Annotated in this window: 15 protein-coding genes; 7 read left to right on the top strand and 8 right to left on the bottom strand. The window is 61.5% G+C overall.

What is annotated here, in order from left to right:
- Positions 1-7: 7 nt before the first annotated feature.
- From AC1Q6I_RS14285 to AC1Q6I_RS14265, 5 genes are all read left to right on the top strand, one after another.
- Positions 8-1,111 (top strand): ABC transporter ATP-binding protein, encoded by a 1,104-nt coding sequence (locus AC1Q6I_RS14285; RefSeq protein WP_069075875.1) that lies wholly within the window; start codon positions 8-10, stop codon positions 1,109-1,111.
- An 18-nt stretch (positions 1,112-1,129) separates the two neighbouring features.
- Complete coding sequence (locus tag AC1Q6I_RS14280) at positions 1,130-2,611, top strand: mannitol dehydrogenase family protein (protein ID WP_024075145.1); 1,482 nt, start codon at positions 1,130-1,132, stop codon at positions 2,609-2,611.
- A gap of 137 nt (positions 2,612-2,748) precedes the next feature.
- Entirely contained in the window at positions 2,749-4,230 is a 1,482-nt protein-coding gene (gene xylB / locus AC1Q6I_RS14275) for a xylulokinase (protein ID WP_024075144.1), read from the top strand.
- Positions 4,231-4,242: 12 nt separating this feature from the next.
- Complete coding sequence (locus AC1Q6I_RS14270) at positions 4,243-5,181, top strand: carbohydrate kinase family protein (RefSeq protein ID WP_102624230.1); 939 nt, start codon at positions 4,243-4,245, stop codon at positions 5,179-5,181.
- 99 nt (positions 5,182-5,280) lie between these two features.
- A complete protein-coding gene (locus tag AC1Q6I_RS14265) occupies positions 5,281-5,550 on the top strand; it encodes a DUF2790 domain-containing protein (RefSeq protein WP_024075142.1) in 270 nt (89 codons plus the stop codon).
- A 61-nt stretch (positions 5,551-5,611) separates the two neighbouring features.
- On the opposite strand, the gene AC1Q6I_RS14260 is transcribed toward AC1Q6I_RS14265, so the two are convergent.
- Together AC1Q6I_RS14260 and ilvA are read right to left on the bottom strand one after the other, a co-directional pair.
- The gene (locus AC1Q6I_RS14260) at positions 5,612-5,881 is read right to left on the bottom strand and encodes a DUF1652 domain-containing protein (RefSeq protein WP_024075141.1); all 270 of its coding nucleotides are present in this window, start codon (positions 5,879-5,881) and stop codon (positions 5,612-5,614) included.
- A 245-nt stretch (positions 5,882-6,126) separates the two neighbouring features.
- Entirely contained in the window at positions 6,127-7,149 is a 1,023-nt protein-coding gene (ilvA, locus tag AC1Q6I_RS14255; RefSeq protein WP_024075140.1) for a threonine ammonia-lyase, biosynthetic, read from the bottom strand.
- 272 nt (positions 7,150-7,421) lie between these two features.
- Between ilvA and AC1Q6I_RS14250 the strand changes: the two genes are divergently transcribed.
- The gene (locus AC1Q6I_RS14250; RefSeq protein WP_024075139.1) at positions 7,422-7,625 is read left to right on the top strand and encodes a ParD-like family protein; all 204 of its coding nucleotides are present in this window, start codon (positions 7,422-7,424) and stop codon (positions 7,623-7,625) included.
- Positions 7,622-8,377 carry a type I methionyl aminopeptidase gene (gene map, locus AC1Q6I_RS14245; RefSeq protein ID WP_102624231.1) on the top strand — a complete coding sequence of 252 codons (756 nt, stop codon included), beginning with the start codon at positions 7,622-7,624 and terminating at the stop codon, positions 8,375-8,377. The genes AC1Q6I_RS14250 and map overlap by 4 nt, the downstream gene beginning before the upstream one ends.
- A gap of 151 nt (positions 8,378-8,528) precedes the next feature.
- On the opposite strand, the gene pepN is transcribed toward map, so the two are convergent.
- Genes pepN through AC1Q6I_RS14215 form a run of 6 tightly spaced genes read right to left on the bottom strand, consistent with a single transcriptional unit; the run spans position 8,529 to position 15,028 of the window.
- A complete protein-coding gene (gene pepN, locus AC1Q6I_RS14240; RefSeq protein ID WP_102624232.1) occupies positions 8,529-11,186 on the bottom strand; it encodes an aminopeptidase N in 2,658 nt (885 codons plus the stop codon).
- 12 nt (positions 11,187-11,198) lie between these two features.
- Positions 11,199-12,029, bottom strand: coding sequence for a DUF2797 domain-containing protein (locus AC1Q6I_RS14235; protein WP_024075136.1), 831 nt, complete (start codon positions 12,027-12,029; stop codon positions 11,199-11,201).
- Positions 12,026-12,286, bottom strand: a complete 261-nt coding sequence (locus tag AC1Q6I_RS14230; protein WP_017528545.1) for a YeaC family protein — start codon at positions 12,284-12,286, stop codon at positions 12,026-12,028. Before AC1Q6I_RS14230 ends, AC1Q6I_RS14235 begins: the two co-directional genes overlap by 4 nt.
- Before the next feature lie 14 nt (positions 12,287-12,300).
- Entirely contained in the window at positions 12,301-13,170 is an 870-nt protein-coding gene (locus tag AC1Q6I_RS14225; protein ID WP_024075135.1) for a rhomboid family intramembrane serine protease, read from the bottom strand.
- On the bottom strand, positions 13,167-14,141 hold the full coding sequence (locus AC1Q6I_RS14220) for a metallophosphoesterase (protein WP_162163607.1): 975 nt from the start codon (positions 14,139-14,141) through the stop codon (positions 13,167-13,169). The genes AC1Q6I_RS14225 and AC1Q6I_RS14220 overlap by 4 nt, the downstream gene beginning before the upstream one ends.
- Entirely contained in the window at positions 14,138-15,028 is an 891-nt protein-coding gene (locus tag AC1Q6I_RS14215) for an NAD(+) kinase (protein WP_003217892.1), read from the bottom strand. The genes AC1Q6I_RS14220 and AC1Q6I_RS14215 overlap by 4 nt, the downstream gene beginning before the upstream one ends.
- Positions 15,029-15,048: the final 20 nt, after the last annotated feature.

Genomic DNA, 15,048 nt, shown 5'->3' with positions numbered 1-15,048 from the left:
CCATCCCATGGCCAACCTGAAAATCAAGAATCTGCAAAAAGGCTTCGAAGGCTTCTCCATCATCAAGGGCATCGACCTGGAAGTGCACGACAAGGAATTCGTGGTCTTCGTCGGCCCCTCGGGCTGCGGTAAATCGACCCTGCTGCGCCTGATCGCCGGCCTGGAAGAAGTCAGCGAAGGCACCATCGAACTCGATGGCCGCGACATCACCGAAGTCACCCCCGCCAAGCGCGACCTGGCGATGGTGTTCCAGACCTACGCGCTGTACCCGCACATGAGCGTGCGCAAGAACATGTCGTTTGCCCTGGATTTGGCCGGCGTCGACAAGAAGCTGGTGGAGAGCAAGGTCAACGAAGCGGCGCGCATCCTGGAGCTGGGCCCGTTGCTGGAGCGCAAGCCCAAGCAACTGTCCGGCGGCCAGCGCCAGCGCGTGGCGATTGGCCGGGCGATTGTGCGTAACCCGAAGATCTTCCTGTTCGACGAACCGCTGTCCAACCTCGACGCCGCGCTGCGCGTACAGATGCGCCTGGAACTGGCGCGCCTGCATAAAGAACTGCAAGCGACCATGATCTACGTGACCCACGACCAGGTCGAGGCCATGACCCTGGCCGACAAGGTCGTGGTGCTCAACAGTGGCCGCATCGAACAGGTCGGCTCGCCGCTGGAGCTCTACCACCAGCCGGCCAACCTGTTTGTGGCGGGCTTTCTCGGCACACCGAAGATGGGCTTTCTCAAGGGCAAGGTCACTCGCGTCGACGGCCAGGGCTGCGACGTGCAACTGGATGCCGGCACCCTGATCAGCCTGCCCCTGAGCGGCGCCAGCCTGAGCGTAGGCAGTGCGGTGACCCTGGGTATTCGTCCGGAGCACCTGGAAATCGCCACGCCGGGCCAGACCGGCCTGACCGTCACCGCCGATGTCGGGGAACGCCTGGGCAGTGACACCTTCTGCCACGTCAACACCACCAACGGCGAACCGCTGACCATGCGGATTCGCGGTGACATGGCCAGCCAATATGGCGAGACCCTGCACCTGCACCTCGACCCGGCGCACTGCCACCTGTTCGACACCGATGGCGTGGCCGTGGCCCGCCCACTGCGCGCTGCCGCCTGATTTCGCGAGTATTTCGTTATGAAGCTGAACAAACAGAACCTCAACCGGCTGGCGCCACACGTGAAACTGCCGACCTACGACATTGCCAGCACCACCCAGGGCATCGCGCACATTGGCGTCGGCGGCTTCCACCGCGCGCACCAGGCGTATTACACCGATGCGCTGATGAACACCGGGGTTGGCCTGGACTGGAGCATCTGCGGTGTCGGCCTGCGCGCCGAGGACCGCAAGGCGCGCGACGACCTGGCCGGCCAGGACTACCTGTTCACCCTGTATGAACTGGGCGATACCGACGACACCGAAGTGCGTGTGATCGGTTCCCTCAGCGACATGCTGCTGGCCGAAGACGGTGCCCAGGCGCTGATCGACAAACTGGCCAGCCCAGCCATTCGTATCGTGTCGCTGACCATCACCGAGGGCGGCTACTGCATTGACGACAGCAACGGCGAGTTCATGGCCCACTTGCCGCAGATCCAGCACGACCTGGCCCACCCGACAGCGCCGAAAACCGTGTTCGGCTTTATCTGCGCCGCGCTGACCCAACGCCGTGCCAGCGGCACGCCAGCCTTCACGGTGATGTCCTGCGATAACCTGCCGCACAACGGCGCCGTGACGCGCAAGGCCCTGCTGGCGTTCGCCGCCCTGCACGACGCCGAACTGCATGACTGGATCAAGGCCAACGTGAGCTTCCCGAATGCCATGGTCGACCGCATCACGCCAATGACCAGCACCGCCCACCGCCTGCAACTGCACGACGAGCACGGCATCGACGATGCCTGGCCAGTGGTGTGCGAACCCTTTGTGCAGTGGGTGCTGGAAGACAAGTTCGTCAACGGCCGCCCGGCCTGGGAACAGGTCGGCGTCCAGTTCACCGACGACGTGACGCCCTATGAGGAAATGAAGATCGGCCTGCTCAATGGCAGCCACCTGGCCTTGACCTACCTGGGTTTTCTCAAAGGCTATCGGTTTGTGCACGAGACCATGAATGACCCGCTGTTCGTCGCGTATATGCGCACGTACATGGACCTCGACGTCACGCCGAACCTGGCGCCGGTGCCGGGGATCGACCTGACCGAGTACAAGCAGACCCTGGTGGATCGTTTCTCCAACCAGGCGATTGCCGATCAGCTGGAACGGGTGTGTTCGGACGGCTCGTCGAAATTTCCCAAGTTCACCGTGCCGACCATCAACCGCCTGATTGCCGATGGGCGCGAGACGGAGCGCGCGGCGCTGGTCGTCGCTGCCTGGGCCTTGTATTTGAAGGGCGTGGATGAGAATGGGGTGAGCTACAAGATCCCGGATCCGCGCGCGGAGTTCTGCCAAGGCCTGGTGAGTGACGAGGGGCTGATCAGTCAGCGGTTGCTGGGCGTGGAGGAGATTTTCGGCAAGGCTATTCCCAACTCGCCTGAATTTGTGGCAGCGTTCGAGCGGTGCTATGGGAGCCTGCGCGACCACGGCGTCACCGCGACCCTGCAACAGCTTCTGAAGCAACCGGCTTAAAACTGTGGGAGGGGGCTTGCCCCCGATAGCGCTGGGTCAGTAAAGAACATTTACACTGAAACACCGCCATCGGGGGCAAGCCCCCTCCCATATTTAAAGCGCATTTACAATCCAACAATAATGCTGAGCAAACCATCATGACCCAGCAAAACCTGTTCCTCGGCATCGACTGCGGCACCCAAGGCACCAAGGCGATCGTCCTCGACGCCTCCAGCGGTAAGGTCCTGGGCCTGGGCGCCGCCGCACATACGCTGATCAGCGGCGCCAATGGCCGTCGCGAACAGCACACCCAGGAGTGGCTCGACGCCTTTACCGAGGCCACCCACCGCGCCCTGCAACAGGCCGGCGTGGACGGCCAGGACATCCTCGGCATCGGCGTGTCCGGCCAGCAGCACGGCCTGGTGCTGCTGGATGACAGCGGCCAGGTGCTGCGCCCGGCCAAGCTGTGGTGCGACACCGAAACCGCGCCGGAGAACCAGCGCCTGCTGGCCTACCTGGGCGGCGAGAGCGGCTCGCTGGAACGCCTGGGCGTGGCGATTGCGCCGGGCTACACCGTGTCGAAACTGCTGTGGACCCTTGAGCAGCACCCGCACATCTTCGCGCGCATCGCCCACGTCCTGCTGCCCCACGACTACCTCAACTACTGGCTCACCGGCCGCGCCGTCGCGGAATACGGCGACGCCTCGGGCACCGGTTACTTCAACGTGCGCACCCGTGAATGGGATGTGGCGTTGCTCAAGCACATCGACCCCAGCGGGCGCCTGGAAGCGGCCTTGCCGGAACTGATCGAAGCCGACCACACCATTGGCACGATCCTCCCCGCCATCGCCGAACGCCTGGGCATCAACCCCGAGGCCATCGTTTCGAGCGGCGGCGGCGACAACATGATGGGCGCCATCGGCACCGGCAATATCGCGCCCGGCGTGATCACCATGAGCCTGGGCTCCTCGGGCACCGTGTATGCCTTTGCCGACCAGCCCAATGTGAGCCCGCAGGCGTCGGTCGCAACCTTCTGCTCATCCAGCGGCGGCTGGTTGCCATTGATCTGCACCATGAACCTGACCAATGCCACCGGGGTGATTCGCGAACTGTTCGATCTCGACCTGGCCACGTTCAACGCCCTGGTCGAACAGGCGCCCATCGGCGCCGACGGCGTCAGCATGCTGCCGTTCCTCAACGGCGAACGCGTGCCCGCCCTGCCCCATGCCACGGGCAGCCTGCACGGCCTGACCATGACCAACCTGACCCGCGCCAACCTGTGCCGCGCCGTCGTCGAGGGCACCACCTTCGGCCTGCGCTACGGCCTCGACCTGCTGCGTCAGACCGGCCTGCAAAGCCAAAGCATCCGCCTGATCGGCGGTGGTTCGAAAAGTCCGGTGTGGCGGCAGATGGTCGCCGATATCATGAACACCGAAGTCATCTGCACCGAACAAAGCGAAGCCGCCGCCCTGGGCGCGGCGATCCAGGCGGCGTGGAGCCAGTCCGGCGAATCCCTGGCCAGCCTGTGCGACAAATGCGTGAGTGTCGATCCGGCCAGCCGTACCCTGCCGGTGGCCGCCAGTGTCAGCGCCTACCAACAGGCTTACGAACGCTATCAACAGCATGTGGCAACCCTTTAAGAGCGAACGACTATGTATCTGGTGTGCGGTGAGGCGCTGTTTGATTTTTTCAGTGAGGAGGATGCCAGCGGGCAGGCTTCCAGGGTCAATTACCAGGCGATTGCTGGCGGTTCGCCGTTCAACGTGGCGGTGGGTTTGCGCCGCCTGGGCATCGAGGCCGGGCTGTTTGGCGGGCTGTCCACCGACTTCCTCGGCCGGCGCTTATTGCAGGTGCTGAAAGACGAAGGCGTAAGCGAACAGTTCCTGGTGGAATTCGCCGCGCCGACCACCCTGTCGATGGTCGCGGTGGGCGCCAATGGCTCACCGCAGTACAACTTTCGGGGTGAAGGCTGCGCGGACCGGCTGTTGGAAGTCGCGCATTTGCCGGTCCTCGACGATGAGGTGCGCGGCCTGCATATCGGCTCGTTCTCCCTGGTGGTACAGCCGATTGGCGATACCCTGCTGAGCCTGGTCAAGCGCGAAAGCGGCAAGCGCCTAATCAGCCTCGACCCGAATGTGCGGCTTAACCCGCAGCCCGACATCCAGCTCTGGCGCGAACGCGTGGCGGAACTGGTCAAGTACGCCGACCTGATCAAGGTCAGCGATGAAGACCTGCACCTGCTCTACCCCGACCAATCGCCGGAAAGCGTGCTGCAAGGCTGGCTGCAACACCGTTGCCAGTTGGTGTTCCTGACCCGTGGCGGCGATGGCGCCAGCGTGTTCAGCCGCCAGCATGGCAACTGGTCCGCGCCGGCGGTCAAGGTGGTGATGGCCGATACCGTGGGGGCTGGCGATACCTTCCAGGCCGCGCTGATTGCCTGGCTGACCGAACAGCAATTGGATTCGGTCGAGGGCTTGCAACAGCTGACCCGCGCGCAGATCGACGCCATGCTCGGCTTCGCCATCCGCGCCGCAGCGTTGACCTGCGGCAAGACCGGGCCGGACCTGCCGTATCGCCACCAACTGGGCTGAACCACGCATTCATGAAGGTTTTGTCAGCGAAGTAGAAATTAATCGATGGTTAATCCCGCAAGCCGAGGGTAACGGTGTATCCACTTGCGGAGAACCACCATGAAACTGCGTACCTTCATGCTCGGCGGCGCACTGGCGCTGGCAGCGGTGTCGGGTCTGGCCCAGGCCGACGATCAAGACGCCGCGGCCAAACCCGTGCCTTACCATTACGGCATGCCGATGAACATCGCCAAGGTCCTGGCCATGAACGAAGCCCCGACCGATGACTGCAAGGTCATCGACGCGGATATCAAGTTCGTGGACAAGGCGGGCAAAGTCGAAGATGTCAGCTATCGGAAACTGTCCGAAGCCTGCGACTTCCAGAATTGATGGGCGGGCATAAACAGCGTTGGGCCTGGCAATCACCAGGCCCAGCGTTCATGTCCAACTATCAGAAGTGACTGCGCCCAGCGGCTCTTTGCAGGACCGGTGCCTGTGACTGCTTCAGGTCTTCGCGTAATCCAGTAATCAGATTGCAAATTGCGCGACTGCTGTCGAGTTTGTCGGCGTTTATACCTTTGACTTCCAGGTCCACGCGGTCGCGGTCGCGGTCGTCATAGACCTTGATCGTCAACGAAGCATCTTCGGCTTTGATACATTCACACCGTTTAGGCAGAAAACTTCCTTCAATAATGCTGCGAAGTTCTAAATCTGAAAGCATGGCCAACCTCTCCTTTTTATGAGACTGCCAACAATTGTTATAGGCCTGGCAGGCGCGTGCCTGCCACGTCTTGCCAACCCTGGCAGACGCTTACAACTTCCAAGCGTACTCGGCAAAATCCAATGCCGTTGTAACCTTTCCTCATAAGCAAGGCGCCATTTTGTATAACTTTGTGCAAGTCCGGATCGCACGAGTTAGATCATCGCCGAACAGCTTCGATTAAACGTTTAACCCTGGCCTTCGGATTAAACAGCCGCCTGCGCAGCCACTCTTTCAGCAACATATCGCAAACTATCAAAGTTGATATTGGCGCCCGAGTTGATTGCCACCAGCGTCTGCCCACGCACGCCGTTTTGGCCGACATAGTGACGAATACCCGCCACGGCCAACGCGCCGGAGGGTTCGGTGATGGACCGGGTATCGTCATAGATCAACTTGATCGCACTGCACAGTTCATCGTTGCTGACAGTGATGACTTCATCCACCCAATCCCGGCAGATTTCATAGCCATATGCGCCGATCTGCGCCACGGCAGTGCCGTCGGCAAACCCGTCGACACTGGGCAGCACCACCCGCTCGCCCGCGCGCAGGGCGGCCAACAGGCAACTCGAACCTTCCGGCTCGACGCCGATGATGCGCACCTGTGGCCGCAGGTATTTGACGTATGCCGCGATCCCGGCGATCAGGCCACCGCCGCCCACCGGCACGAAGATCGCGTCCAACGCGCCCTGCTGCTGGCGCAGGATCTCCATGGCCACGGTGCCCTGGCCAGCGATGACGTCCGGGTCATCGAACGGTGAGACAAAGGTGCAACCGGACGTCTCGGCCAGTTGCAGCGCATGGGCCAGGGCCAATGGAAAGCTCGCACCATGCAGCACCGCTTCGCTGCCCCGGGAGCGCACACCCAGCACTTTCAATTCCGGCGTACTGCACGGCATGACGATGCGTGCCTGGATCCCCAGCTCGCGCGCTGCCAGGGCGACACCCTGGGCGTGGTTGCCCGCCGAAGCGGTCACCACGCCGCGAGCCTTCTGCTCATCGCTCAGTTGCACCAACTTGTTGTAGGCACCGCGAATCTTGAAGGAAAAGGTCGGCTGCAAGTCTTCGCGCTTGAGCAGCACCTGGTTGCCCAGCAATGCCGACAACGCCGGGGCGGCTTGCAGCGGCGTGCGCAGCGCCAGATTATAGACCGGGGCGGCGAGGATCTTCTTCACATAGTGCTCAAGCAATCCCGTGTCGGCAGTGTGGGGCGCTGTGCAGGTGCTCATGGGTGTCTCCTGGCTTGCTTAAAGGGCCCTGGAGACGGAAAAACAAAACCCGCCTCTAGGGCGGGTTTGGGTACAGCCGTGCGCTATCCCGCCAAATGAGGAATGGCGGTAATAATGCTTGGCTGGCTGCGGAAAGTTTGAAATGTCATGTATCGAAATTACCCGGCGGGTGCAGGGCAAGTCAATGGCCCAACACCATTTAGCGCGTGGGGGTTTACTCATAATATACGAAACGTATACGCTTCATATATTCAATCAACACAGTGAACACCATGGGCATCGTCAAGATCACCGACCAATTGCACGAACAACTGCGCCTGGCCAGCGCCGCGATGGATCGTTCCATCAACGCCCAGGCCGAGTTCTGGATCAAGATCGGCCTGCTGGCCGAGCTCAACCCCAGCCTGCCGTACAACGAGCTGATCAACAAACTGTTGCTGGACAAGCCCGACCTGATCCGAGGCCGCAGCCAATGATCAAGACCCCTGCCCAACTGACCGTGATGCGCGAAGCCGGTCGCCTGCTGGCCCAGGTGTTCAGCATGCTCGATGGTTTTGTCATCGCCGGCCGTTCCACCCTGGAGCTGGACGCGGCGGTCGAAGCCTTCATCCGCAACGACTTGAAGGCCCGCCCGGCCAGCCTCGGACAATACGACTACCCCTTCTCCATCAACACCTCGATCAACGAAGTGGTGTGCCACGGCATGCCCAGTGCCAAGGACATCCTCAAGGACGGCGACATCATCAACATCGACATCACCCTGGAAAAAGGCGGCTTCATCGCCGACTCCAGCAAGATGTACATGATTGGCAACGTCCCCCCCAAGGCTCGGCGCCTGGTTGAAGTGACCTTCGAAGCCATGTGGGCCGGCATCCGCCAAGTCAAGCCAGGCGCGCGCCTGGGCGATATCGGCCATGCGATCCAAAGCCACGCGCAAGCCAACGGCTACAGCGTGGTGCGTGAATACTGCGGCCACGGCATTGGCCGGCAGATGCATGAAGAGCCACAGGTCCTGCACTTCGGCCGCCCCGGTACCGGGCTGGAACTGCGAGAAGGCATGGTGTTTACCATCGAGCCGATGCTCAACCAGGGCAGCGCCAAAGTGCGCAGCCTGAAAGACGGCTGGACGGTGGTGACCAAGGACAACAGCCTGTCGGCGCAGTGGGAACATACCGTCGCCGTGACACGGGACGGGTTCGAAGTGCTGACCCTGCAGAAAACCGACTGACCCATAAGCTGTGGGGCGGCCTGGACAGCGTGTGTCAGCCAATACTCAGTGCCCACATTCAAACCAACAGCCCTTCAGCCCACTCGACCGCACGCAAAAAAAACGGCCCACCGAGCAATCGGTGGGCCGTTTTCGTCAACCAACCCGCGCGTTACGCCAGGCTCTTGCTGACCACCTCAAACACATCACTGGACAATTCACCCGAACCACGAATACGTTCCAGCTCCGCCTTCATCAGCGCCTGCCGCGCGCTGTCGTATTTACGCCAGCGAGTCAACGGCGCCAACTGGCGCGAAGCGATTTGTGGGTTGAACGCATTCAGCTGGATCACCAGGTCCGCCAGGAAGCGATAGCCCGAGCCATCCGCCGCATGGAAGTTGATCAGGTTCTGCCCGGCAAACGCGCCAATCAGTGCACGCACCTTGTTCGGGTTCTTGATCGTGAACGCCGGGTGCTCCATCAACGCCTTGACCCGCGCCAACCCGCCGGGCAAGACGCTGGCGGCCTGCACGCTGAACCATTGGTCCATGACCAGCGGGTTGTCCTTGAAGTTTTCAGCGAATACCGCCAACGCCTTGGTTTTTTCCGCCTCGAATGGCGAATTCACCAGCACCGCCAGCGCGGTCAAGCGTTCGGTCATGTTGTCGCTGGTATCAAACTGGTCCAGCGTCGCCGCCAGCACTTCGGGCTTGCCGCTGAGCATCAGGTACGACAGCGCGATGTTCTGCAAGGCGCGACGGGCAAAATGCTCGGCTGCAGCCACGTACGGGGTTTGCTTGGACAGCTCACGGTTGGCCTGGTAACGCAGCCACAGCCCTTCGAACAGTTGGTCGGCCAGTTGCTTGCGGGCAAACTCGCGGGCGGCGTGGATGGCGTCGACATCGGCCACTTCACTGATTTCGGTCAAGTAGGCTTCACCCGGCAGCGAGAGCATCTCCGCGACCATCGCCTGGTCCAGGCTGTCATCGCTCAACAAGCTGCGCAGTGCATCGATCAGGCGTTGATCCAGCTTCAGCGGCTGCCCCGCCTGATGTTGGCCGATCAGTTCCTGCAACACCTGCACCGACAGTTGCTGGCCGGCATCCCAGCGGTTGAAGCCGTCGCTGTCGTGCTGCATCAGGAACATCAGTTGATCGCGGGTGTACGGGAAGCTCAGTTTCACCGGCGCCGAGAAGCCACGCAACAACGACGGCAACGGCTGTTCGGCGATATCAACGAAGGTGAAGGTCTGCTCGGCTTCGGTCACCGAAATCACACGCGAAGTACCGCTCGCCGCCGCCTCACCGGCCAGGCGCAACGCGATACCGGCGCCCTGCCCGTCCAGCAGGCCCAATTCCACTGGAATCACAAACGGCAGTTTTTCCACCTTGTCTGGGGTGGCCGGGCAGCTCTGACGGAAGGTCAGGCTGTAGGTTTTTGCCGCGGCGTCGTAAGACTCGCTGACCGCCAGGCGTGGCGTGCCGGCCTGGCTGTACCAGCGTTTGAACTGGCTGAGGTCGGCACCGTTGGCGTCTTCCATGGCCTTGACGAAATCGTCGCAGGTCACGGCCTGACCGTCATGGCGTTCGAAATACAGGTCGCTGCCTTTACGGAAGCCTTCAGCGCCGAGCAAGGTATGGATCATGCCGACCACTTCCGAGCCTTTTTCGTACACGGTCAAGGTGTAGAAGTTGGAGATCTCGATAAAGCTGTCCGGGCGCACGGCATGGGCCATGGGGCCGGCGTCTTCCGCGAACTGGTGGGTACGCAGGTAAGCCACGTCCTGGATGCGCTTGACCGTGGCCGAGTTCATGTCGGCGGAAAAGCACGAATCACGGAATACGGTAAAGCCTTCTTTCAGCGACAGCTGGAACCAGTCGCGACAGGTCACGCGGTTGCCCGACCAGTTGTGGAAATATTCGTGGGCGACGATCGCCTCGACCCGCTGGTGCGCGGCGTCGGTGGCGGTTTCGGCGCGCGCCAGCACGGCGCTGGAGTTGAAGATATTGAGGCCCTTGTTCTCCATGGCGCCCATGTTGAAGTCGTTGACCGCCACGATCATGAAGATGTCGAGGTCATACTCACGGCCGTAGGTTTCTTCATCCCAGCGCATGGACTTTTTCAGGCTGGTCATGGCGTGCTGGCACTTGTCGATATTTTCCGGCTCGACGTAGATACGCAGCGCCACGGTGCGGTCAGTCATGGTGGTGAAGGTGTCTTCGACACACCATAGGTCACCGGCTACCAGCGCGAACAGGTAGGCCGGCTTCTTGAACGGGTCTTCCCAGGTCGCCCAGTGGCGGCCATCCTCGCCGGGGCCGCTGGCGATGGGGTTACCGTTGGACAGCAGGATCGGATAGCGATGTTGCTCGGCGATCACCGTGGTGGTGAAGGTGCTCATCACGTCCGGGCGGTCGAGGTAGTAGGTGATCTTGCGGAACCCTTCGGCCTCGCACTGGGTGCAGAACATGCTGCCGGATTTGTACAGGCCTTCCAGCGCGGTGTTGGTTTCCGGGTGGATGCGCACGCTGGTGTCGACCGTGAACGTCTCGGCGGTCGGCTGCAGGGTCAGGTGGCTATCGGTCAGTTGGTAGTCGGCCGCGGCCAGTTCACGGTCGCCCAGATTCACGCTCAGCAGCTCCAACTGCTGGCCATCGAGTACCAGCGGCGGCAAGCCGGCACCGCGCTCGGGGTTACGGCGCATCACCAGTTGCGCGTGGACCAGGCTGTGGTCCTCGAACAACTCGAAGGTCAGGTGCGTCTCTTCGATCAGGTAATCCGGCGCCTGATAGTCCTTCAGGTAAATCATCTTCGGTTGTTCGGTGCGCATGAGGGGATCCTTTTACTGATGCACGGCGAGCTGGTAGGCCGTGTACTTACGAATATTGATGACGCCGGTGTCGAAGATCAGGTACTGACCCTTGATCCCCAGCAGCGTACCTTCGGCAATCGGGTTCTTGTCCAGGTTGAAGCTGACGATCTTGGTCGGATACTGCTCGATCGGGTAGCGAATTTCGATCGGTTCGATGTCGGCAATGGTTTGGATGGCGTGCAAACCAAAGCGTTCCTGCAAACCCAGCAGGCCTTCGGCGCAGGACGCAAACAGCTCGTCGCGTACCTGCTTGAGGTCGACCGATTGCGCATCACCCTTGAGCAACGCACGCCAGTTGGTCTTGTCGGCGACCTGGCTGCGGAACAGGTCCTCGACGAAACCGGACTGCTGGCGTGTTGCAACCCGCATGATCGGCAGCGCCTGGCTGGCGCCCTGGTCGAGCCAACGGGTGGGCAGTTGGGTGGCGCGGGTGATGCCGACCTTGATCCCCGACGAATTGGCCAGGTACACCACATGGTCGGTCATGCAGAACTGTTCGCCCCAGCTGGGATCACGGCAGGTGCCGGCGTCGTAATGGCAACGCTCGGGGCTCATGATGCACAGGTCGCACTGGGCCAGCTTGGTCATGCACGGGTAGCAATAACCCTGGCTGAAGCTGGTCTTGGTCTTGCGGCCGCAATGGCTGCAATGGATGGCGCCGAGATACTCCAGGCGTACATGGGTGCCGATCAACGGGTTGACCGGCACCTCGGTATCGCCTAGCCGAAACGCATATTGAACGGTCGGCTCACCGAGTTGCGCCGACATTTTGCTGACTGCACCGCGACCGATTTCAATCAATGGATCGCATCCGACTTGAACAGGATGTTCGGCACGGTGGTCGACTTCGACTGGCATTCCTGCGGGCCCATGTAGCCGGTGCGCTGGTCTTCGGGCAGGTTCTGGATTTCCCAGGCGATCACCGCTTGCAGGGACAGTTCACGCTGTTCTGCAGTGAGCTTGCGGCCATCGGACCATTTACCGATTTCCACGGCGAGCTTGAGGCTCTCGTAGATATCCGGGGTGATGTTTTCGATCATTTCAGCAAAAGAGGACATGAGGCTCTTCCTTATCAAATAGAAGATTTGCGACGGCTGTACAAGCCGCCCAGCAAACCCGTCAGGCAACCGATAACCAGGCCGCCAACATGGGCAGCATTGGCGATTTCACCGAAACCGATCATCGAGACCAGCCCCGACAGGCACAGAACCAGCCACACCAGCATCATCACCAGCACCCCACGGGGCAAGCGATAAGCCGGGTTGGGCGAGAGCAATTGAAAGATCCAGCAATGCCCGAGCAGACCATACAACACGCCGGACAACCCACCAAACAGGCCAGGGCCGCCATAGGCGTATTGCGCGTAGTTGGAGACCAGGCTGAACAACAGGGTCAGGCCCAACAGGTTGATGCCGCCCTGGCGCACTTCGATGCGCCGCCCCAGCTCCCAGTACCACATGCCGTTCATGGCCAGGTGCAGGATGCCGAAGTGGATCAGCATTGGCGTGATCAACCGCCACCACTGGCCGGAAGCCAATGAATCGGCCAATGGCGTGAACTGGATGTACTCGCCCGTCACCCGGAAAGGCAGGAACGTCAGCCAGCTCATGGCTTGCAGGTTTTCACCGAGCAAGGTCACCGCGCCGACAATGATGCTTGCCAGCAGCACCAAGGCGGTGACCGGGCTATGCCGCAATTGCTGGACAAAGCCTGGGCGCGAAACCGGCGCCTGCTCAGGAATATCCAATTGCTGGTCCGGGTCGCCCGCAGGAAAGCGTTCGTAGAGCACGCGCACGTCGTCGCTGATGGTCTCGGGCACCCACAACACCTGCTCGCCGGCTTCTTCGCTGACGCGATGGGGCACCTGCATGCGTTGCAGCAGTTTGACGAAACCGCCCAGGTCGACGCTCAGGGGCAAGCGCAATACGGGCACGGCACTCATACAATCACCTCGGGTCGCTCAACGTCCACCCATACGAATTTACCTGGATCCAGGCGGGTTTCCTGGTCCAGGCGGTAGGCCACCAGCTTGCCGTACAGCACCGCGCTGTAGTCCAGGCAAGCCAGGTTCGGGCGGATCGGCGCCGGTTTGCCGCTGCGCCAGTAATGGCCGACGAACAGCAAGGGTTCGTCGACGCCGTAGCGCAGCAGGGAGTTCTTTTGGCTGGACGATAACGGTGTGCGTGCCACTGGCTCTGGCAAGGCATCGGGTTGGAACACGATGTCGCCGTAAGTCTTAGGGTCGTCCTCCCAGAATTTGGTGCGGAAGAACGAACGTGTCAGCCCGTCGCCGCCGGTCAGGGTCAAGCCATCCGGCAGGCGCATGTCGGTACCGCGCAGCAGGCGGTCGAACGCGTTGCAGGCAAAACTGCCCGGCACGGCCGCGGCCTGCAGGAAGTGCTGGTCGATGCAGCCGTCGGGGAACGTTGCGCGCAGCGGCTGGATAAACCCATCGTCCCAGCACGCATGCACCACGCGGAAACGCCCGGCGTCGACAAACAGCGGCATGTCATAGAACCAGCCGAGGAAGTCATGCCAGTCGGCGGGGTGATGCTCGAATTGGGTCAGGGTCTCGTGGATCAACCGCTCGTGCCGTGGGTTGTGCTCGCGCACGAACTGTTTGCCACTGCCGGGTGGCGCCGGCGTGGTCCAGCCCAGCGCATTGAATTCGTGGTTGCCCATGATGCACAACGCCTGGCCGGCCTCGGTCATGTCATGGACGATATGCAACGCCTCGCGAATGCGTGGGCCACGGTCGATGATATCGCCGAGGAACACCGCCATACGCGACGGATGGCGCCAGGTGCCAGCCTGTTTGTGGTAGCCCAACAGGTCGAGCAAGTGCTCAAGGGTATGAGCGCAACCGTGCACGTCACCAATCAGGTCGTAGCTACGCGCGGGATCGAGCATCAGTCGCCTCCACCCCCCAAGCGGCTGCCCCAGCCCAACTTGGTACGGCACACTTCATAGTAGTTGTGGTCCAGCGGGTGGATCAGCCGCAGCTTTTGCGCCTTTTTGCTCACGGTGATGGTGTCACCGGGGGCGCAGGTGAAATGGTTCTGCCCGTCACAGGAGACTTGCGGGTAAATCTGCATGTCTTTGGAAACCACGATTTTCAGCTCACTGTTGCCGTCGACCACAATCGGCCTGCTGGACAACATATGGGGGTACATCGGCACGATCACAATGGCGTCGAGCTTGGGATGCATGATCGGGCCGCCCGCCGACAGTGCATAGGCGGTAGAACCGGTGGGCGTGGCGACGATCAGGCCGTCGGCCTTCTGGCTGCAGACGAACTGGCCGTCGATATACAGCTCGAACTCGATCATCCGCGTGGACTTGCCGGGGTGCAGCACCACATCATTGAGGGCATCGCCCTGGCCGATGGCTTCGCCGTGGCGGCGCACTTCGGCTTGCAGCAGGAAGCGGTTTTCCACCAGGTAATGGCCATCGAGCACCTTGGCCACTTCCACTTCCAGTTCATCGGGGCGGATATCGGTCAGGAAACCCAGGCTGCCACGGTTGATCCCCAGCACCGGCACGTTATGCCGCGCCAACGCCCGGGCGGCACCGAGCAAGCTGCCGTCGCCGCCGACCACGATGACCATGTCGCACACTTCGCCAAGCATCTTGCGCGACGAGGTCTGCAGGCCGTGGCCGGGGAGGATTTCAGCGATGGTGTCTTCGAGGATCACATGCAGGTGGCGTTCCAGCAGGAATTTTTTCAGCCGGCGGACGGTGTCCAACACCTGGGTACTGCCCAGGCGACCGATAATGCCGATATTGCGAAATTGCTCCATGGGGCTCCTGCGGGCTTGGG

It is taken from the genome of Pseudomonas sp. MPR-R2A5, from assembly GCF_058793055.1.
The sequence above is the reverse complement of the archived record's forward strand: the minus strand, read 5'-3'. Positions and strand labels throughout refer to the sequence as shown.

Excerpts from the sequence above, each read along its gene's own strand:
- AC1Q6I_RS14285 (WP_069075875.1), top strand. The coding sequence starts at position 8 with ATGGCCAACCTGAAAATCAAGAATCTGCAAAAAGGCTTCGAAGGCTTC.
- AC1Q6I_RS14280 (WP_024075145.1), top strand. The coding sequence starts at position 1,130 with ATGAAGCTGAACAAACAGAACCTCAACCGGCTGGCGCCACACGTGAAA.
- xylB (WP_024075144.1), top strand. The coding sequence starts at position 2,749 with ATGACCCAGCAAAACCTGTTCCTCGGCATCGACTGCGGCACCCAAGGC.
- AC1Q6I_RS14270 (WP_102624230.1), top strand. The coding sequence starts at position 4,243 with ATGTATCTGGTGTGCGGTGAGGCGCTGTTTGATTTTTTCAGTGAGGAG.
- AC1Q6I_RS14265 (WP_024075142.1), top strand. The coding sequence starts at position 5,281 with ATGAAACTGCGTACCTTCATGCTCGGCGGCGCACTGGCGCTGGCAGCG.
- AC1Q6I_RS14260 (WP_024075141.1), bottom strand. The coding sequence starts at position 5,881 with ATGCTTTCAGATTTAGAACTTCGCAGCATTATTGAAGGAAGTTTTCTG.
- ilvA (WP_024075140.1), bottom strand. The coding sequence starts at position 7,149 with ATGAGCACCTGCACAGCGCCCCACACTGCCGACACGGGATTGCTTGAG.
- AC1Q6I_RS14250 (WP_024075139.1), top strand. The coding sequence starts at position 7,422 with ATGGGCATCGTCAAGATCACCGACCAATTGCACGAACAACTGCGCCTG.
- map (WP_102624231.1), top strand. The coding sequence starts at position 7,622 with ATGATCAAGACCCCTGCCCAACTGACCGTGATGCGCGAAGCCGGTCGC.
- pepN (WP_102624232.1), bottom strand. The coding sequence starts at position 11,186 with ATGCGCACCGAACAACCGAAGATGATTTACCTGAAGGACTATCAGGCG.
- AC1Q6I_RS14230 (WP_017528545.1), bottom strand. The coding sequence starts at position 12,286 with ATGTCCTCTTTTGCTGAAATGATCGAAAACATCACCCCGGATATCTAC.
- AC1Q6I_RS14225 (WP_024075135.1), bottom strand. The coding sequence starts at position 13,170 with ATGAGTGCCGTGCCCGTATTGCGCTTGCCCCTGAGCGTCGACCTGGGC.
- AC1Q6I_RS14215 (WP_003217892.1), bottom strand. The coding sequence starts at position 15,028 with ATGGAGCAATTTCGCAATATCGGCATTATCGGTCGCCTGGGCAGTACC.